The 17,815-nt window shown below is 51.1% G+C and carries 19 protein-coding genes and 1 riboswitch; of the genes, 16 read left to right on the top strand and 3 right to left on the bottom strand.

Features of this window, described 5'->3' with window-relative positions; genetic code table 11:
• The first annotated feature begins 2 nt into the window (after positions 1 to 2).
• A riboswitch (purine riboswitch) is annotated at positions 3 to 102 on the top strand.
• Positions 103 to 282: 180 nt separating this feature from the next.
• The gene (locus ACLB09_RS16310) at positions 283 to 873 is read left to right on the top strand and encodes a xanthine phosphoribosyltransferase (protein ID WP_410770916.1); all 591 of its coding nucleotides are present in this window, start codon (positions 283 to 285) and stop codon (positions 871 to 873) included.
• Positions 874 to 926: 53 nt separating this feature from the next.
• The gene (locus ACLB09_RS16305; protein ID WP_410770915.1) at positions 927 to 2,258 is read left to right on the top strand and encodes a nucleobase:cation symporter-2 family protein; all 1,332 of its coding nucleotides are present in this window, start codon (positions 927 to 929) and stop codon (positions 2,256 to 2,258) included.
• A 22-nt stretch (positions 2,259 to 2,280) separates the two neighbouring features.
• Here ACLB09_RS16305 and ACLB09_RS16300 read toward each other — a convergent pair whose 3' ends face one another.
• Genes ACLB09_RS16300 through ACLB09_RS16290 form a run of 3 tightly spaced genes read right to left on the bottom strand, consistent with a single transcriptional unit; the run spans position 2,281 to position 4,814 of the window.
• Positions 2,281 to 2,619, bottom strand: a complete 339-nt coding sequence (locus tag ACLB09_RS16300) for a DUF4870 domain-containing protein (RefSeq protein WP_410770914.1) — start codon at positions 2,617 to 2,619, stop codon at positions 2,281 to 2,283.
• Between the two features lie 41 nt (positions 2,620 to 2,660).
• Positions 2,661 to 3,839 carry an MGDG synthase family glycosyltransferase gene (locus ACLB09_RS16295; protein WP_410770913.1) on the bottom strand — a complete coding sequence of 393 codons (1,179 nt, stop codon included), beginning with the start codon at positions 3,837 to 3,839 and terminating at the stop codon, positions 2,661 to 2,663.
• Between the two features lie 15 nt (positions 3,840 to 3,854).
• Positions 3,855 to 4,814: a serine hydrolase domain-containing protein gene (locus tag ACLB09_RS16290; RefSeq protein ID WP_410770912.1), complete on the bottom strand. Its 960-nt coding sequence runs from the start codon at positions 4,812 to 4,814 to the stop codon at positions 3,855 to 3,857.
• Between the two features lie 401 nt (positions 4,815 to 5,215).
• Here ACLB09_RS16290 and ACLB09_RS16285 point away from each other — a divergent pair, with 401 nt between their 5' ends.
• From ACLB09_RS16285 to ACLB09_RS16220, 14 genes are all read left to right on the top strand, one after another.
• Positions 5,216 to 5,404: a hypothetical protein gene (locus ACLB09_RS16285; protein WP_410770911.1), complete on the top strand. Its 189-nt coding sequence runs from the start codon at positions 5,216 to 5,218 to the stop codon at positions 5,402 to 5,404.
• A 156-nt stretch (positions 5,405 to 5,560) separates the two neighbouring features.
• Positions 5,561 to 6,310 carry a type I methionyl aminopeptidase gene (gene map / locus ACLB09_RS16280; RefSeq protein WP_410770910.1) on the top strand — a complete coding sequence of 250 codons (750 nt, stop codon included), beginning with the start codon at positions 5,561 to 5,563 and terminating at the stop codon, positions 6,308 to 6,310.
• 364 nt (positions 6,311 to 6,674) lie between these two features.
• Positions 6,675 to 7,733, top strand: coding sequence for a cytochrome c oxidase subunit II (gene coxB / locus ACLB09_RS16275; protein WP_410770909.1), 1,059 nt, complete (start codon positions 6,675 to 6,677; stop codon positions 7,731 to 7,733).
• Between the two features lie 94 nt (positions 7,734 to 7,827).
• Complete coding sequence (gene ctaD / locus ACLB09_RS16270) at positions 7,828 to 9,678, top strand: cytochrome c oxidase subunit I (protein WP_410771398.1); 1,851 nt, start codon at positions 7,828 to 7,830, stop codon at positions 9,676 to 9,678.
• Positions 9,675 to 10,304, top strand: coding sequence for a cytochrome (ubi)quinol oxidase subunit III (locus ACLB09_RS16265; protein ID WP_410770908.1), 630 nt, complete (start codon positions 9,675 to 9,677; stop codon positions 10,302 to 10,304). Before ctaD ends, ACLB09_RS16265 begins: the two co-directional genes overlap by 4 nt.
• 3 nt (positions 10,305 to 10,307) lie before the next feature.
• A complete protein-coding gene (locus tag ACLB09_RS16260; protein WP_410770907.1) occupies positions 10,308 to 10,628 on the top strand; it encodes a cytochrome C oxidase subunit IV family protein in 321 nt (106 codons plus the stop codon).
• 102 nt (positions 10,629 to 10,730) lie between these two features.
• Complete coding sequence (gene ctaG / locus ACLB09_RS16255) at positions 10,731 to 11,645, top strand: cytochrome c oxidase assembly factor CtaG (protein ID WP_410770906.1); 915 nt, start codon at positions 10,731 to 10,733, stop codon at positions 11,643 to 11,645.
• Positions 11,646 to 11,725: 80 nt separating this feature from the next.
• Positions 11,726 to 12,190 carry a DUF420 domain-containing protein gene (locus ACLB09_RS16250; protein ID WP_410770905.1) on the top strand — a complete coding sequence of 155 codons (465 nt, stop codon included), beginning with the start codon at positions 11,726 to 11,728 and terminating at the stop codon, positions 12,188 to 12,190.
• 1,091 nt (positions 12,191 to 13,281) lie between these two features.
• Positions 13,282 to 14,004, top strand: coding sequence for a hypothetical protein (locus ACLB09_RS16245; RefSeq protein ID WP_410770904.1), 723 nt, complete (start codon positions 13,282 to 13,284; stop codon positions 14,002 to 14,004).
• Positions 14,005 to 14,047: 43 nt separating this feature from the next.
• Positions 14,048 to 14,461 carry a GntR family transcriptional regulator gene (locus ACLB09_RS16240; protein ID WP_410770903.1) on the top strand — a complete coding sequence of 138 codons (414 nt, stop codon included), beginning with the start codon at positions 14,048 to 14,050 and terminating at the stop codon, positions 14,459 to 14,461.
• Complete coding sequence (locus tag ACLB09_RS16235; RefSeq protein ID WP_410770902.1) at positions 14,458 to 15,375, top strand: ABC transporter ATP-binding protein; 918 nt, start codon at positions 14,458 to 14,460, stop codon at positions 15,373 to 15,375. Before ACLB09_RS16240 ends, ACLB09_RS16235 begins: the two co-directional genes overlap by 4 nt.
• Before the next feature lie 17 nt (positions 15,376 to 15,392).
• A complete protein-coding gene (locus tag ACLB09_RS16230) occupies positions 15,393 to 16,298 on the top strand; it encodes an ABC transporter ATP-binding protein (RefSeq protein WP_410770901.1) in 906 nt (301 codons plus the stop codon).
• On the top strand, positions 16,291 to 17,589 hold the full coding sequence (locus ACLB09_RS16225; protein ID WP_410770900.1) for an ABC transporter permease: 1,299 nt from the start codon (positions 16,291 to 16,293) through the stop codon (positions 17,587 to 17,589). The genes ACLB09_RS16230 and ACLB09_RS16225 overlap by 8 nt, the downstream gene beginning before the upstream one ends.
• 13 nt (positions 17,590 to 17,602) lie before the next feature.
• Complete coding sequence (locus ACLB09_RS16220) at positions 17,603 to 17,791, top strand: hypothetical protein (RefSeq protein ID WP_410770899.1); 189 nt, start codon at positions 17,603 to 17,605, stop codon at positions 17,789 to 17,791.
• Positions 17,792 to 17,815 lie beyond the last annotated feature (24 nt).

Genomic DNA, 17,815 nt, shown 5'->3' with positions numbered 1-17,815 from the left:
CTTTTATTTTCATATATTTTTCTCGTATATGTGCAGGAATTGGCCTGCATGTCTCTACCTGATCACCGGAATGATCGGACTACGGGGTGAAACCACGGTTGTGGCGGCTGGATTGAGCTGTGTTTTGCAGCAGCTTAAACGGAAGGCGGCAACCTGGTTTTTTGCCTTTATCAGTCCATTTTCCGGTTAAGGAGCCGGGAGATGGGCTTTTTCATGCTGTTAATGTGACTTTTTGAACAAGCAATTGTAGTAACGATTATCCACATGAGGAGGAAACGGCAGATGAAATTGTTGAAAGACAAAGTAATGACGGAGGGCATCGTGCTCGGGGATCAGGTGCTTAAGGTGGATTCTTTCCTGAACCATCAGATGGATCCGGTTTTGATGAGGGAAGTAGGCGGCGAGTTTGCCCGGAGATTTGCCGGAGAGGGTGTAACTAAGGTGCTGACGATTGAATCGTCGGGTATCGCCCCGGCGATTATGACTTCGCTGGAACTTGGGGTACCGATGATTTTCGCCCGGAAACATAAATCGCTCACCTTGAAAGACGATATTCTGGTCGAGAAGGTATATTCCTTCACGAAGCGAGAGACCAATGAAATTACGGTGTCGAAGAAATTTTTGCATCCGAATGACCGGGTGTTGATTATCGACGATTTCCTGGCTAACGGAGAAGCCGCATTCGGATTGGCCCGGATCGCGGAGCAGGTAGGAGCCAGCGTCGCGGGTATCGGGATCGTGATCGAAAAATCGTTTCAGCCGGGGGCCAGACTGCTGGAGGAGGCCGGTTACCGGGTGGATTCGCTGGTACGGATTGCTTCTTTGGAGAACGGCACCGTTACTTTTGTGGAAGAAGTACATGAGCAGCTATAACAATAAAAAAATAAGCTAGATCATGGGGGACCATGGGGAGGAGTATTACTACAATGGAACGCGAACGTATTTTTCAAAGAAACCGGCATCCGTTCAAAACGTTTTCGCTGGGGATTCAGCATGTGCTGGCCATGTATGCGGGGGCTGTCATCGTACCGCTGATCGTCGGCGGAGCTTTGGATTTTACTCATCAGCAATTGACTTATCTGATCTCGATCGACCTGCTTGCCTGCGGGGTAGCCACCTTATTGCAAGTATGGGGTAACCGCTTCTTCGGTATCGGACTGCCGGTGATGCTGGGTTGTGCGTTCCAGGCCGTATCTCCGATGATTGCTATCGGGGGGGAAGCGGGGATGGGCGTTACGGCCATCTATGGAGCTATTATCGCTTCAGGGTTGTTTGTGTTCCTGTTCTCCGGCTTGTTCGGCAAGCTGATCGCCTTCTTTCCGCCGGTCGTTACCGGATCGGTCGTTACGATCATCGGGGTGACTTTGATTCCTGTAGCTTTAACCGACCTAGGCGGCGGGGACTTATCGAAACCGGATTTCGGCAGCCCGAGTAATCTGGCGCTGGGCTTCGGGGTACTTGCCTTTGTCATTTTGATGAACCGGTTTGCCAAAGGTTTTTTGCAATCTATTTCCGTTCTGCTCGGATTGCTTGCAGGGACGCTGGTGGCAGCTCTAATGGGCAAAGTGGATCTGACGCCATTAAAAGAAGCAAGCTGGTTCCATATGGTCCAACCGTTCTATTTCGGCGTGCCGACATTTCACGCCTCGGCCATCTTGACGATGATCCTAGTCGCGATCGTCAGTGTCGCGGAATCCACCGGGGTGTTTATGGCCCTGGGCAAAATCGTGGATAAGGACATCACCTCAAAGGACCTTACGCGCGGCTATCGTGCCGAAGGCCTGGCCATTATGCTCGGCGGGGTGTTCAACTCTTTTCCGTATACAACTTATTCCCAAAATGTAGGGCTTGTCCAAATGAGTAAGGTAAAAACCCGCGACGTCATCGCGGTGGCCGGCGGCCTGCTGATTCTGATCGGCTTTGTGCCGAAAATTGCCGCCCTGACCCAACTCGTGCCGACATCCGTGCTTGGCGGAGCAATGATCGCCCTGTTTGGACTGGTGTTGTCCTCGGGGATCCGGATGCTCGGAGACCAGGTCGATTTGAACCGGCACGAGAATCTGCTGATTATTGCTTGCTCGGTCGGTATGGGGCTCGGCGTTACGGTAGTTCCGCAAATTTTTGACGCTTTGCCGGCTTGGCTGCGCATCTTGGTCGACAACGGGATCGTGGCGGGAAGCTTCACGGCGATTGTGATGAATTTATTGTTTAACGGCTTAAGTGGTGGAAAACAGAAGGAAGCCCCTGTTGAGCAATAGTCCTGTTGCCCGTGCCCGTGGGTTACATGCGGTTTAGTTGCTTCTCGGCCAATTCGCCGATCCATGGGAGTTTTAACCATTTACCCTGCAACGCGGCCAGCATCAGAATTACCCACAACACCAGGCTCAGCACGGAGAGCAGCAGATTGACGACAACGCCGATAATCGGTAAAAATCCGGACAATGCATGCGCGACCATCAGCCCGGCAAACAGGATGACGGACTGCAGGGCATGGAACAGCACGAAACGGCTGCGGCGTTCAACGGCCAGAAAGACGACGCCGCCGACGAAGGCGAATAGATAACATAAAAAACCGGCTACATTTTCGTAAAGCCCTGTTGAAGATTTAAATGGGGACACGGTAAACACCTGCTTTCAATAACGGATAACCTTCCTTAGTCTCAATGTATGACGAGCCTAGGGTCGGCAGAACCGATCGGGTCAGGTGTTTTCCTCCCTTCGGGGCGAAACCACGTTTCTAAAATATCATTCACAATTACCTCCGCGGCATCCGGTTTGCGGAGGTTTTCCATTTTGGCCCGGACGTCGGACAAACGTTCTCCGTCCAGGAGCAGGGCATCGATCCCTTTGCGAAGCGAGTCGGCATCATCGGCAATGGCGGCGATCCCTTTTTGCTGCAAATATCGGGCGTTATTAAGCTCTTGGCCCGGAACAGGCCGGTATAGAAAGATCGGCAGCCGGCAGGCCAGCGCTTCGGACAGCGTGATTCCGCCAGGCTTCGTAATAATGCAGTCGCTGGCTTGCATGAAGTGAGCAACCTCATTCACGAAGCCGAATGCGTGAAAGTCCGGATGGTCACCGTACACAACACCCAGCTCCTTATACAATTCCTCGTTCCGCCCGCAAACGGCCAAAACTTGGTACTTTCCCCCCTCGAGGAGCGCTTTGCAGATATCTTTGTTCCCTTGCATGACTCCGTAAGCCCCTGCCATCAAAAGTACGGTTTTTTTAGCGGGGTCCAGCATTTTCTCGCGGAAAAAAGCTGCCGACTCCTGAATCTGATGAAAATCCGGACGCAGCGGAATTCCGCTAGCCAGCACGCGGTCTCCGGAGACGCCCCGGCGCATCATCTCCGTTTTCATATCTTCGGTCGCCACGTAATACCGGTCGACGCCAGGGTGGATCCACCGGGCATGCACATCGAAATCGGTAATAATATTCACGACAGGCATGGACAAGCGATTCTTTTTCAAAATATCCGGCAAAGCCATCTGAGGGAAGGTGTGTATGAAGAGATCCGGTTCATGCCGGAGCATGGCTTCTTTCAGCTTGGTTGTACCGAAAGAATTCAACGCCCGCAGGAAGGCAGCCTCGGGGGGCAGATCCTTGGTCATTTCATAGGCGGCCCCGTAAATGGACGGCAACACCTTGAAACTGCTCTGATAAATGAATTTCGTCAGTTCGTTCAATACAGGATGCGCTTCGGCCAGTAGATCAATCAGGACAATTTCCTCGATTCCCTTGCTTTGAAAGCATGCCTCCATCGCTTTGGATGCGCGGTAATGGCCGTCTCCGTAGCTGGCGTATAAAATCATGATTTTCGTCATTTTGGCGCTCAAGAGAAAACCTCCTGTTCACATGGGATGAAGTGCGGGTAAGATGATTTTTTCCAGCAGCGCTTTTGGATTTTTAAAACGGTTTACCCGTCTCTCGGAAGTGAAAACGACGACTGCTTCGAGATCGGGAATGATAAAAATTTGCTGCCCCCCATGTCCGTGGGCGTAACTGTAGCGAATGCCGCCGCTTTTCGCGCTCCACCAGTGAAACCCATACTGTCCATATCCGTTAAAGGACGGACCATGAGGCGACATCGAACGGTCGAGCCAATCACGCGAAAGAAGGGTCCGGCCTTCCCAGCACCCGCCTTGAAGGCATAGGAGGCCGATTTTCAGCAGGTCTCTAGATGTCATATAGAGTCCGATATGTCCGCTGGAATGACCCTCCGGGCTTGACGTCCAGATGACATTGGAGATCCCGAGCGGATGAAACAAGTAACGGCGCGCGTACTCCAAGGCGCTGAATCCTGTCCATTTTGTAAGCAGGACCGATAGCAAGTGCGACCCGGCGCTGCAATACTGGAATTTCCCGCGTTGCTCCGGTATGACCGGGAGTCGCAAAATAAAATCGGCCCAGTTTCGGCTGAGGTGAAACCGGCGGAGAAACCGTTCACCTAATCTGGGGCCGGTTTGCCAATACAATCCGGTCGTCATTGTCAGCAGTTCACGGAGCGTCAGCTCGGACCATACCGGATCGGGGCGTCTCGGTGCGTGGTCATTGACGCTGTTCCAAACCGGTTGGTCCAGGTCGGGAAGGTGGCCATGGGCGTCGGCAATTCCCAGCAAAATAGAAAGTACGCTTTTGGTTGCGGACCTAAGGTCATGCAGGGTTGAGGAATGATTTCCGTTATAATAGGCCTCAAACCTTGCTGTTCCGCCTTGAGCAACAAGAAAGCTCCGTATTTTGGGATAACCTTTGCGGATTGCTTCATCGGCCGCGATCCAGGCATCATTTGCAACGGCAGAGTTCATACGCATTGTGTCCTTCCCCTTCATGTTACGGCGGAATAATTAACTCCGGATTAAAATGGGAGCGAATAAATGCCGATATAAACTTATCTTAACCAGAGTTGTCAAAACCAAATAACAAAGATTAAACTGGAATAAGAAATAGGTATTTGGAAGAAAGCTGTAACAAGAAGCTGAATATGTTACAATATGGGAGGTAGAGGTCTTTTCCACTTTTTCATCAAGACATACTAACAATTGCACGAAGCTGTTCTAACCATGCCCTGATTCACCGGGAGTTTGTTCGGGTATGTATAGTGTCATGCGCCAGCTGAATTGGTTTAACGCAGGCTGACTTCATGAATAACTGCTTTTTACGCATTCTCGAGATCGGAGCATTGAACTAGAATCGTTCTGGGAGGGAATTTGGTATGGCAACGAAAGGGCACAATGAGGTGAAAGAAAGTTTGCGGGAAATGACCCGGATCTTCAAACCGAAAGACCCGAAAAAGTTCGTGAAAGAATACGTCCGCAAATACCGGATTACCGGAGGGTATGAGGAAGAATTGACGCATCTTGTTGAAATGGAGATGGATAAGCTGGATTCATCCGTTTCCTGAAGGACTGAACAGGTTATGACAATCAATCTAAATGGTTAACTACCGTCCCGGCGATAGCCGGGGCGTTTTTTCATTGGATTCTACATATATTAGAATATCGAGATTGAATTTAATGAGCTACATCAACAGCTTTGTGTCGCGAAAGGAGTTTGAATATTGAAAATCAACTTAAAGTCAAAAGAAGAAATCGCGCGGATTCGCGAGGCAGGGTCCATTTTGGCGGAGTGTCATAGGGAGATCGCCAAGCAGATTGCCCCTGGAGTTACGACTGCGGAAATCGATGCCTTTGTCGAGTCGTTTTTGGCCGGGAAAGGGGCGACCGCCGAACAGAAGGGCTACCGGGGGTTTCCTTATGCTACTTGCGCATCAATTAATGAGGTGGTTTGCCACGGGTTTCCCGGTGAACGGAAATTGCAGCAAGGAGATATTGTAACGATTGATATGGTTGTTAACAAGAAAGGTTGGCTTGCGGATTCGGCATGGTCTTACCGGGTAGGAGAAGTAAGTCTGGAGGCCGACCGACTGCTAAAAATTACCGAGAAGGCGCTCTATGCCGGAATCGCGCAGGCGCTTCCGGGCAATCGCGTCGGCGATATCGGGTACGCTGTCCAGCGGGTCGCCCAGGAGGCCGGAATCGGGATTGTGAAGCCGTTGATCGGGCACGGGATCGGTCAAAGGATGCACGAACCGCCGGATGTTCCGAATTTCGGCCGGCCTCATACCGGCGCCAAGTTGCAGCCCGGCATGGTCATTACCATCGAGCCGATCTTTACGCTTGGCGACACCGGAGCGGTGCTTTGGGACAATGACGGGTGGACGATCCGGTCGGCGGATGGCAGCCTGGGGGCTCATTATGAACATACTTTGGCAATTTTGGAAGAGGGTCCAGTAATACTTACGTCCTAATCAGAGAGCTATGCTCTCTTTTTTTTGTTTTTCGCTAATAAAGTTTTGGGAAATGTCAAAAATGAATGAAAAGTGTTTTTCGCCGAAAACGGGGAAACGACGATTCGGTTCAGGAGTCAATCCGGAGGGTAATCCATAGGTGAAAACGCTCGCAAATCCCTTTGTGACGCGCCTTCTCGGCTTTTTGAACATTCTGTGAACTCGCCTTGAATCATTGACAAAACAGGGGTTCGATCATATATTTAATAGGTGATTGTTTTAATTGACAGGAGTGCAGTTTCCGTGCTAGGGCAGGTAGCTTTTAACTGGATATACTTAAAGCCTGTACATAATCGGGAAGAAAACGGAAAAGTGGGGTAGATCAATGATGAAACCGTGGAAGGCTGTAAAGCGGCTCGTACCTCTGTTTGTCGGCTTAATGCTTTTGCTGTCCGCATGCGGCCGCGAAGATCTTTCGGTGCTCAGACCACAGGGGACGGTAGCGGAAGGACAATTAGGCTTGATTAAACTTTCGATCACGATCATGGTGGCGGTTATGCTCATCGTATTCGGAATCGCGGCCTATGTTTGGATCAAGTTCCGGCGGAAACCGGGGCAGAACGAAGTGCCGAAACAAGTGGAGGGCAACTTTAAGCTGGAGATCATCTGGACGGCTATTCCGCTGATACTGGTACTGATTCTGGCTGTTGCTACCGTGCAGAAAGTGTTTGCGTACGGAGAAAATTATTCTGCCGATAAGAACGCCGTGAAGGTGAAAGTAACTTCTCATTTATTCTGGTGGGAGTTTTCCTACCCGGACTACGGCGTAACGACGGCTCAGGATTTGATTATCCCGACGGGCAAGAAAATCGCGCTTGAGCTGAAGACGGCTGATGTGCTGCACTCTTTCTGGGTGCCGTCGCTAGCCGGCAAGACCGATACCAATACGGACGGAACGATTAACAACACTTGGCTTGAAGCTAAGAAGGAAGGCGTTTACCTCGGCAAGTGTGCCGAACTTTGCGGACCTTCCCACGCATTTATGGAATTTAAAGTGAAGGCAGTCAGTGAAGAGTCTTTCAAAAGCTGGGTGGATGCGATGAAAGCGCCTGCGGTGCTTCCTGAAGATCCTGCAGTGGCCGAGGTATTCAAAAATCAATGTCTGACTTGTCATGCTGTTGGCGACCAGGGCGGTCCTATAGGGCCAAACCTTACGGGCATTGGCAGCAGAGAGTCTGTGGCCAGCATATTGCTCAACGAGGAAGGTTCCGGGAAACCGGTCGGAGGCAAGCCGGTCAAGGATAATATGGTGGAATGGCTGACCGATCCGCAAAAAGTGAAGCCGGGCAACAAAATGCCGCAGCCGAAAGAGGACCTCGGTCTTACGGATGAGGAAATCGATGCGATCGCCCAATACTTGGCCGATTACAAATTATCATATTAATCTTTGGTGCCTCTGGCGGCATTGATGGTATAGGAACTTAAAGGGGGTACAAACCTTGGCTCACGCTCACAGTGTCAAGCGTCACAAGGGTTTGATGGACTGGCTGACAACGGTCGATCACAAAAAAATCGCTATCCTGTATTTGGTAGCGGGCGGTTTGTTCTTCGGTATCGGCGGGATAGAAGCGCTGCTGATCCGGGTGCAGCTTGCCAAACCGATGAATGATTTCGTAACGGCCCAGCAATTTAACGAATTGATTACGATGCACGGAACGACCATGATTTTCCTTGGGGTTATGCCGGTGATCTTTGCACTCATGAACGCGGTTATTCCGCTGCAGATCGGCGCCCGCGACGTGGCATTTCCATTCTTGAATTCGCTCGGATTTTGGACGTTTCTGTTCGGCGGCTTGCTGCTGAACCTCAGCTGGATTATGGGAGGGGCTCCGGATGCCGGATGGACCTCCTATACGCCGCTGTCCTCGACAACCTACAGTTTGACGCACGGCGTGGATTTCTACACGATCGGTTTGCAGATTGCGGGTCTGGGTACGCTGATCGGGGGGATCAACTTTCTGGCCACGATCATTACGATGCGTGCTCCAGGGATGTCCTTCATGCGCATGCCGATGTTTACGTGGACTACATTCGTAACTTCGACGATGATTTTGTTCGCATTCCCCGCAATTACGGTTGGTCTGGTGCTCCTGACCTTTGACCGGATTTTGGGCGCCAACTTCTTTAATGTGGAAGCCGGCGGTAACCCGGTGCTTTGGCAGCATATTTTCTGGATCTTCGGTCACCCTGAAGTATACATCCTGATTCTGCCGGCATTCGGGGTTATTTCCGAAGTGGTCAGTACTTTCTCGCGCAAGCGTCTGTTCGGTTACAGCTCGATGGTTTTCGCTACGATCCTGATCGCTTTCTTAGGCTTCATGGTCTGGGCGCACCATATGTTCACGACCGGGATGGGGCCTGTGGCGAACGCGTTGTTCTCTATCGCAACGATGTTGATAGCCGTTCCGACGGGGATCAAAATCTTCAACTGGCTGTTCACGATGTGGGGCGGACAAATCCGTTTCACTACAGCGAATTTGTTTGCGGCCGGATTTATCCCGACGTTCGTTATGGGCGGGGTAACCGGGGTGATGCTCGCCTCGGCACCGGCGGATTATCAGTACCATGATACTTACTTCGTTGTGGCGCATTTCCACTACGTTATCGTCGGCGGCCTGGTGCTCGGCCTGTTTGCGGGTCTACATTACTGGTGGCCGAAAATGTTCGGCCGCGTGCTGAACGAAAAGCTTGGAAAAGTGGAATTCTGGACGTTCATCATCGGCTTCCATTTGACGTTCTTCCTGCAGCATTTCCTTGGACTGATCGGCATGCAGCGCCGCGTATTTACGTATTTGCCGAACCAGGGCTTTGATACGATGAACCTGATCAGCACCATCGGGGCCTTCCTGATGGGAGTTGGCGTGATTATTTTCCTGGTCAATGTGGCCATATCGTTCAAACAACCGAAAGGCGTGCCTGGCGACGTGTGGGAAGACGGCCGTACGCTGGAATGGGCGATTCCTTCGCCGCCGCCGGAATATAACTTTAAACAGACGCCGCTTGTTCGCGGTATCGATGCCTTCTGGAAAGAAAAGATGGCCGGCAATACGGAGATGACTCCGGCAGAACCGGTTGGCCCGATCCATATGCCGTCCCCGACGATTTTGCCGTTCGTGATGTCGGTCGGTTTGTTTATCGCAGGACTCGGGTTTATGTTTACGAATGATGATTTCGGCAACAGCCTGTTGAACTTCCTGTTCGGCAACTACATTATTACAGGCATCGGCCTGGCGATTACTTTGGGTTCGATGCTGCTTCGCTCGCTCTTTGACGATCACGGCTGGCATATTGAACCGGAAGAATTGAATGACAAGGGGGTTAAAGCATGACGACACCTCATGCACAGCAGGCTTCCGGCGCGCTTCCCCATGAACCGGAGAAAGCGACGCTGGAAGGGCGTAACAAAGTGCTTGGCTTCTGGCTGTTCCTTGGGGGCGAAGCGGTTTTGTTCGGCACCCTGTTCGCTACCTTCCTGACGCTGCGGAACCAAGTGGCCGACGGCCCTTCCGCCAGCGAGTTGTTCAGTCTGCCGATTACGGCGGCGGCTACGTTCATCCTGCTGGTCAGCAGCTTGACGAGCGTCTTCGCGATCCAGGCGATGCATCGGGGCAACCGGACGTCCCTGGCCCGTTGGTTAGGGGTTACCGTCTTGCTCGGTCTTGCGTTCCTCGCGCTCGAAATTTACGAGTTCGCGGAGTACATTATTCACGATGACTACGGAATGACCACGAGTGCTTTCAGCTCCGCTTTTTACACGCTGGTCGGTTTTCATGGTGCACACGTTTTGTTCGGGATTCTCTGGATTTCGATTCTGATCGGACAGCTGTACAAAAAAGGATTGACCGTGGTTACGGCACCCAAAGTATATGTATCCGCCATGTATTGGCACTTTATCGACGTCGTGTGGGTATTCATCTTTACGGTGGTGTACCTGCTCGGAAAGGTGGTAGGGTAAAAGATGACAAACCACGATTTGGATGACGGGAGCGCGGTTAAGCACCGCCATCGTCATGAAGGACCGCAGAAGCATGTCATTGCTTTCATCTTCTCCATCATCCTCACCCTGATTGCTTTTGCGACGGTGGCCGCGGGCGGCGTCAATACCGCATTTACGGTATTGCTCCTGCTGGTCATGGCCGTGCTCCAGGTACTCGTTCAACTCGGGTACTGGATGCATCTCAAGGATAAGGGCCATATGATACCGATCGTATTCATGGCCGGGGGATTTTTCGTTGCAGGACTTGCAATTATTGCCGCACTATATTGGATGTGGTGGTAAAATAAAAAGAGGTGGGCTTGATATCAAGCCGCCTCTTTCATGCTATTAAGGACCTGTTCACAATTTGGACAGAAAAACAAAGTGGCGGGAGGAGGGTTAAGCGTGTTGGGGTTAGAATACTTTAAATTTGCGGATGTTTGGAGCCCTGTGTTCCTGGCGGCCATGCTGCTTGTTACAGCAGGTTATTTTTTGCTGACGGGACCCCTTAACGAAAAATACGGACAAGGAGAGCCAATTTCCGCCGGCAAAAAGTGTTTGTTCTTGCTGGGCATGGCGTTTTTGTATTTGGCCCAAGGCGGTCCGGTGGAACTGCTGGGACATATGATGTTCAGCTTCCATATGGTTAGCATGGCGCTTTCTTATCTGGTCGCCCCGCCGCTTCTGATGCTCGGCCTGCCTCGCTGGATCTGGAACGCTGTCGTTTCATTCCTGGGACGCAGCCCGCTGCGCCGCTTGAAATTTCTGAATCACCCGATTGTAGCCGCCGTCGTGTTCAACGGGCTGTTCTCTTTTTATCATATCCCGGTTGTGCATGACTACGTGATGCTCCATTTCGGAATTCACCGGCTGTATTACGTCGTATTGTTCTTAGCCTCGCTTTTGATGTGGTGGACGCTGGTCAAACCGTTGCCGGATCGTGGGGAGGCACAGGGTCTGAAGAAAATGGGCTTTATTTTCCTCAACATGGTGCTGCTTACTCCTGCGTGCGGCCTGATTATTTTTGCGCCCGATACTTTATATGCCACTTATAGTGATCCTGGCGTCTGGGCCAAGGCTATGGGCTATTGCATTTCGGGGGACCCGAGTCTTTTGCTTGGCCAATTCGGCGGACCGGAGTTTTTCGGCTATCTGGAGCCGCGGATCGATCAGCAGGTCGGGGGGATTTTAATGAAATTCATCCAGGAGATCATCTTTGCCTCGATGCTGGCCTATGTATTTTTCCAATGGTACAGGCAAGAGAACCGGGAGGATGCAGACGGGCCAATGTCTGAAGAAGTTGAACTGAATCGGATTTAAAAGTGAAAGACTGAACGAATGAATCGTTATTTGAATTTGATGGGTGTCATGTAATTTGTAGTCTGGACAGGAGGATTTACATGGATTTGTTTACCTTGTTTCCGACGATCAGCACTTCGTTTATCGTGATCAGCGCAGTGCTTGTCGCGATCGGCTGGGGCTTGATTATTAAGGGGAAGCGGGAAGCGCACAAGAAGACCATGATCGCGGCGGCTGTCGCGGCGATGCTCTTTTTTATCATCTACATGTCGCGTACCGTGTTTATTGGCAATACGTCTTGGGGCGGACCTGATCATCTGCAGCCTTATTATCAAATATTCCTCGTTTTTCATATCGTATTGGCCACGGTGGCGGCGGTATTCGGGATTACGACTCTGGTTCTCGGTTTCAAAGCAAAATACGCGAAGCACCGCAAATGGGGCCGGACCACCTCGGTGATTTGGTTCTTCACGGCGATTACCGGCGTGATGGTATACGTGCTTCTGTACCTGTTGTATCCCGGCGGCCATACGAAACCGGTATGGCAAGTCATTTTCGGGTTATAGAATTAAAAAAAGGAAAGACAGCTGGCTGAACGCCGGGGCGATTTTTCGCCCCGGCGTTTTTTTTGTATGGCTAGCTGAGTCAGAGGTGGGTGAGGGAAGCGAGGAGCGTACGGCGAAGAGGGTGATATGGACTCTTGTGGTTGTGGGATACCGGAAGATTCGATTAGTGGACTAGAGTTGGGATTCGGTTAGCGGGCTAGAAATGGTGGGGGCTCGATAGAAGGGCAAAGGGCAGAGGGCAGAGAACAGAGAACAGAGAACAGAGAACGAAGGGCAGAGGACAGAGAACAGAGAACAGAGAACAGAGAACAGAGAACGGTTGCCTTCCTGCTCTAACGGACACCAGAGACCTTAAATCCTCTGAAATTGCCTGTTTCAAAATCTAACGGACACCAGGGACCTTAATTGCGCCTGACTTCCCTTTTATGGGGGATTTATCGGGAATTAACGTCCCCTGTGTCCGTTAGGCGATTTCAAATCCCGAAAAGTGGCTTTTAACGTCTCCTGTGGCCGTTAGAATTGGATGTAACTATCCGGCAATGGACCTGCAATATTTTTTTTGTGGAAAAAACAGGGTTGACGACGAAATAAGCACAGTATATACTGTGTATAAAGATATAAACAGTAAGCACAGTGATAAGCACACCGAGTAAGCACAGTGATAAGCACACCGAGCAAGCACATCGAGCAAGCACACCAAACAAGCGCACCGAGCAAGCACACCAAACAAGTGCACCAAACAAGCACACCGAGCAAGCACACCAAACAAGCACACCAAACAAGCACACCGAGCAAGCACACCAAACAAGCACACCAAACAAGCGCACCGAGCAAGCACATCGAGCAAGCACACCAAACAAGCGCACCGAGCAAGCACACCAAACAAGCGCATCAAACAAGCACACCAAACAAGCGTACCAAACAAGCACACCGAGCAAGCGCACCGAGCAAGCACACCAAACAAGTGCACCAAACAAGCACATCAAACAAGCGCACCAAGCAAGCATACCGAACTAGCGCACCACATAGCCACAATAAACCGGGGGCCATCAATACACCGGATAATTTTCAACAAAGAAGGGTGATCGCAATTGAACACGTGGAAGGACGCCTGGGCTATTTTCCTAAAGGATTTACGCGTGGATCGGATGTATCTGATCTGGAACGTCATCTTCATGATATATACAGGAGGGATGATCGGCCTGATGCTCCGAGGCCGGGAAGAGGCCGGACATGTGCTCGATCCGATGGCGGATTTTCTTATACTGATCCTTATTCCTTTTTTGGGGTTTTACTTCTCCAGAAGATCGTTCAGCTATATCAAGGAAGATTCGTATACGCAAATGCTGCTTTATTACCGGACATTGCCGATTTCGGAGAAAACGATTATGAAAAGCCGGTTAATTCAGCTTGTTAGCGCCCTGTTGTTTAACGGTCTGATTTTATTTTCAGTAATTTACTCCATTTTCCTTGTTTTTGACATCGAAATCACGTTGGTCCAATATCTTACTTTTGCGTTGACCTGGATCGGATATTCCCTCGCGATGAACGGGCTCTTTATCCATCTGGAATTTACGAGAAAAGGCCGCACGTATTTGTGGTTGACGTTCCTGCTTATGTTTATTGTGGGGCTGGGTACGGTGGCTATAGCCTGGTTCGACGGCAGCCTGCTTGATATGACCATGGATTTTTCCAAGCGGTACGGACTGCGCTCCCCCCTGATGTGGGGAGTTTTGGCCGGCGGCATTGTCCTTCTGGGCACGCTCAGCTCGATAACCCGTAAGACGATGCACAAGAGGGACTTGGCTCGATGAATAGGAAATGTGAATTGGTTAGAACCGGAGGTGAGTTTGGAAGGTGTGGATTCCTATACAAATTAATGAAAATAGCGCCGAACCCCTTTATCACCAGATAGAGACGCAGCTCAGGTCGCTGATCGTAAGCGGACAGATCGATGAAGGAACTCTGCTCCCCTCCATCCGCGAATTTGCCGGAAGTCTGAACTGCAGCGTCATTACCGTACGCAGAGTGTATCAGGATCTGGAGAATGAAGGTCTGCTGCGGACGAGACAAGGTACCGGAACGTTCGTAGCGAGTGTCGGTGCGGGAGAACGGAATGAATATCGGCGGACCGTTGTTCAGGAAGCGGTAGAGGTAGCAGTGGACAAGGGGATATCGGTCCAGTACGGAGAGGATGAGTTGAAACAGCTGTTTCTCCAGATTTTAAAGAAAAAATACAATGAGGCTGAAGGCGGGAGGGAATCCAAGTGATAGGATTGTCGGATCAAAAAATAGCCATTGAATTCGCCGGCGCGGTAAAAAGAGGACGCAGAAAGCCGATCGGTCCTCTGAATCTCCGGATTCCGCAAGGGTATGTAGTCGCTTTGGTCGGTCCCAATGGTTCCGGGAAAAGCACGATGATGCATCTGATGCTGGAAACCATTCATCCTGAGGAGGGAAGCATTTCCTGGTTTGGGGAAACTCCGAAGGAAGGTTTACCGCTAACGCTCAGACAGCAAATCGGATATGTTCCGGAAAATCCGGCGCTGGAAGAAAATTTTATGACGGCGGAGATGGCGGCAGAGTTCAGAGCCCGCTGGTATCCGACCTGGGATCAGGAGCGGTTCGAGGCACTGATGACCCGGTTTGAGGTGCCGCGCCGCGAGCGGCTTAACCGGATGTCCAAGGGGGAGCGGCGCAAGTTTGAAATTGCCGCCGTCCTCGCGGCGAGACCAAAGCTGCTGCTGCTGGATGAACCTTCGTCCGGGCTCGATCCGTTCGCCTGGAAGGATATGATCGATGAACTGAGAGCCCTTCTGGACGAGGAAGACGTGACGATCGTGCTGTCCACGCACATTGTCGATGAAGTGAAGCGGCTGGCTGATTTTATCGTGCTGGTGCACCAGGGCAAGATTGTGGGAATGGCGGAGAAGGATGATCTTTTCGGCAGCTGGAAAGAGGTCTGGATACGCGGAGCAGGACCTGAGGAACTGAAAACGCTGCCCGGCGTATTAACCTTCCGTGAGGACGGACCGTCCATCATGAAGCTCGTCGTAAACGACAGCCGTGAATTTGACGAGTGGTGCTCCGGCGGGACTATTCAGCTCATCAAGAGCCGCAGCCTGGAACTGGACGAAATCTTGGGGCTATGGATTCAGGGACACCAACCTGGCCAATTATTATAGGAAACGAGGGGTAAGCAATGACTAAGCCATTAATTTTAGAGCAAGTGGTCAAGCAGTTTGGCGAAAAAACGGCAGTCGATCAAATATCGCTGCAAGTGGAGCAGGGAGAAATTTACGGGCTGCTTGGTGCCAATGGTGCAGGGAAAACGACAACGATGCGGATGGTGCTTGGGCTGATCTATCCCGATGGCGGGAAGATTTTGTACAATGGCAAGCCCTACGGAAACGAACTTCAGCATCAAATGGGATACTTGCCTGAAGAGCGCGGTTTATATCCGAAAGTTAAAGTTAGCGACCAAATCATTTATTTGGCCCGTCTGCGCGGGATGTCCGCCTCGGAAGCCGACAAAAGCCTGAAGTACTGGCTCGACCGGTTTGAAGTACCGGAGTATTACAACAAGAAGATTGAAGAATTGTCCAAAGGGAATCAGCAAAAAATGGGCTTTATCGCCGCCGTCGTCCACAAACCGCAGATCGTCATTATGGACGAAGCGTTTAGCGGGCTGGATCCGGTCAACGTGGAGCTGCTGAAGGCAACGGTCAAAGAATTGCGCGATGCCGGAACCAGCATCTTGTTTTCCACTCACCGGATGGAGCATGTGGAAGAACTTTGCCGGAACATTACGATTCTGGACCGGTCCAAAACGGTGCTGCAAGGTAACTTGAGCGAGATTAAGAAGCGTTATCCGCGCGAGGAGATTCTCCTGCATACGGCAAGCGAAGTGTCAGGCCTGGAATTGATTGAAGGCGTGAGCCGGGTGGAACGCCGGGAGCGGGGGTATTTGATCCGGATCACCGACGTCGGTGCGGCCAAGAACATTTTGCGTACCGCGATGGAACAAAGCGATGTCGAGCATTTTGAAATCAAGGAGCCGACTTTGAATCAAATATTCATTAAGGAAGTAGGTGATTCGAATGAGTAAGATGAGCACGGTCATCGGGTTTACTTTTTTGAATAAGGTTAAAGCGAAATCATTTACGATTACTACGCTGGTGCTGGCCCTGCTGGTTACAATCGGTATGAACGTACCGTATTTTATCGACAGGTTTACGGGGAATGACGACGGCCCGACGGCGATCGGAATCATACAAAGCAACCAGCCTGAACTCGCGAATTCGCTGAAGGCTTACCAGGATAAACAGCAGCAAGGCACGGCCGGTTTTGCTCTAGTTGAGTATGAACAGGCGGATGAGCAGGTACTCCGTAATGATATGGAAAACGGAAAAATTGACGGATATCTGCAGTTCGGGGACGGTAATGAGGGAGCCTTTCCTTCAGTCACGTATGTTTCCGAGAAGGACAGCATCCCGCAGGGACTGCAGACCTCGCTGCAGGCTGCGCTGCAAAGCGTGAAGGCCGAGTACATTACGAAGGGAACGTTGAGTGACGAGCAGATTGCCGCTCTGACTTCCCCCGTACAAATCGAAGCGATGAAGCAGGCGCTAGCGGGAGGAGAAGGTGCAGGCTCCAATGAAGGTGCGAAAGCGGAGAAAGCCGCAACTATCAACTACGTGATCGTCTACGTGCTGGTCATCCTGTTCTTTATGACCATTATGATGACGGGGAATATGATAGCGGCGGAAGTAACGGCGGAAAAGAGCTCCCGGATCATGGAGATCCTGATTACGAGCGTGTCGCCGCTGGCTCAAATGTTCGGGAAAATCCTCGGCATGTTCTTGATCGGATTGTTCCAGATCGTTATTTTCGCGGCGGTTATCGCGATCAACGTGGCGTTGCCTCATAACCGCCCCGTTCTGGCCGACTTTAATATGGACTTATCGCAGATCAATATTGGAGTGCTGGTGTTTGGCTTGATTTTCTACATCCTCGGATACTTCCTGTATGCGACCTTGTTTGCCGCAATCGGTTCGCTCGTAAGCCGTACGGAAGAGCTCGGGCAGGCGATCATGCCGATTACCATGTTGTCGCTGGCCGCTTTTTACATCGGTATTTTCAGCCTGGCAGCTCCGAATTCCACGCTGTTGAAGGTAAGCAGTTATATCCCGTTCTTCTCTCCGGTTTCGATGATCGTGCGGATCGGTGTTGGAGACACACCGGTATGGGAGATTCTCATTTCAATCGTGATCCTGGTCGTTGCGATCCTGATTTTCGGATGGCTGTCCGCAAAAATATATCGCACGGGCGTGCTTCTGTACGGCAAGCGTCCGTCGTTTAAAGAACTTCGTAAAGCGATGAGAGCTTATAAAATTTAAGGAGGAGTATTCGATGACAAAGTCCGAGAATATAGGTTCGATCCTCAATCTGGCCGGCATGCTGTTGATCTGTGCGGCGATCCTTCTGCGCCGCGGCGATTACCATGTGAACGATTTTCTCATGGGCCTGATGAACGGAGCGGGAATCGGATTCATCCTCCTCGGCCTGTTCCAACTCGGCCGCAAGCGGTCGAAAGCATAGTTATAGCAATGGTGTTTGCATATT

The sequence above is a fragment of the Fontibacillus forbon genome (genome assembly GCF_046559655.1).
Classification (GTDB): Bacteria; Bacillota; Bacilli; order Paenibacillales; family Paenibacillaceae; genus Fontibacillus.
The sequence above is the reverse complement of the archived record's forward strand: the minus strand, read 5'-3'. Positions and strand labels throughout refer to the sequence as shown.

What these genes read in the sequence shown, in the direction of transcription:
- ACLB09_RS16290 (WP_410770912.1), bottom strand. Translation starts at nt 4,814, where the DNA reads ATGCGTATGAACTCTGCCGTTGCAAATGATGCCTGGATCGCGGCCGAT.
- ACLB09_RS16305 (WP_410770915.1), top strand. Translation starts at nt 927, where the DNA reads ATGGAACGCGAACGTATTTTTCAAAGAAACCGGCATCCGTTCAAAACG.
- ACLB09_RS16230 (WP_410770901.1), top strand. Translation starts at nt 15,393, where the DNA reads ATGACTAAGCCATTAATTTTAGAGCAAGTGGTCAAGCAGTTTGGCGAA.
- ACLB09_RS16260 (WP_410770907.1), top strand. Translation starts at nt 10,308, where the DNA reads ATGACAAACCACGATTTGGATGACGGGAGCGCGGTTAAGCACCGCCAT.
- ctaD (WP_410771398.1), top strand. Translation starts at nt 7,828, where the DNA reads ATGGACTGGCTGACAACGGTCGATCACAAAAAAATCGCTATCCTGTAT.
- ACLB09_RS16285 (WP_410770911.1), top strand. Translation starts at nt 5,216, where the DNA reads ATGGCAACGAAAGGGCACAATGAGGTGAAAGAAAGTTTGCGGGAAATG.
- ACLB09_RS16250 (WP_410770905.1), top strand. Translation starts at nt 11,726, where the DNA reads ATGGATTTGTTTACCTTGTTTCCGACGATCAGCACTTCGTTTATCGTG.
- ACLB09_RS16220 (WP_410770899.1), top strand. Translation starts at nt 17,603, where the DNA reads ATGACAAAGTCCGAGAATATAGGTTCGATCCTCAATCTGGCCGGCATG.
- ACLB09_RS16310 (WP_410770916.1), top strand. Translation starts at nt 283, where the DNA reads ATGAAATTGTTGAAAGACAAAGTAATGACGGAGGGCATCGTGCTCGGG.
- ACLB09_RS16265 (WP_410770908.1), top strand. Translation starts at nt 9,675, where the DNA reads ATGACGACACCTCATGCACAGCAGGCTTCCGGCGCGCTTCCCCATGAA.
- coxB (WP_410770909.1), top strand. Translation starts at nt 6,675, where the DNA reads ATGATGAAACCGTGGAAGGCTGTAAAGCGGCTCGTACCTCTGTTTGTC.
- ACLB09_RS16225 (WP_410770900.1), top strand. Translation starts at nt 16,291, where the DNA reads ATGAGTAAGATGAGCACGGTCATCGGGTTTACTTTTTTGAATAAGGTT.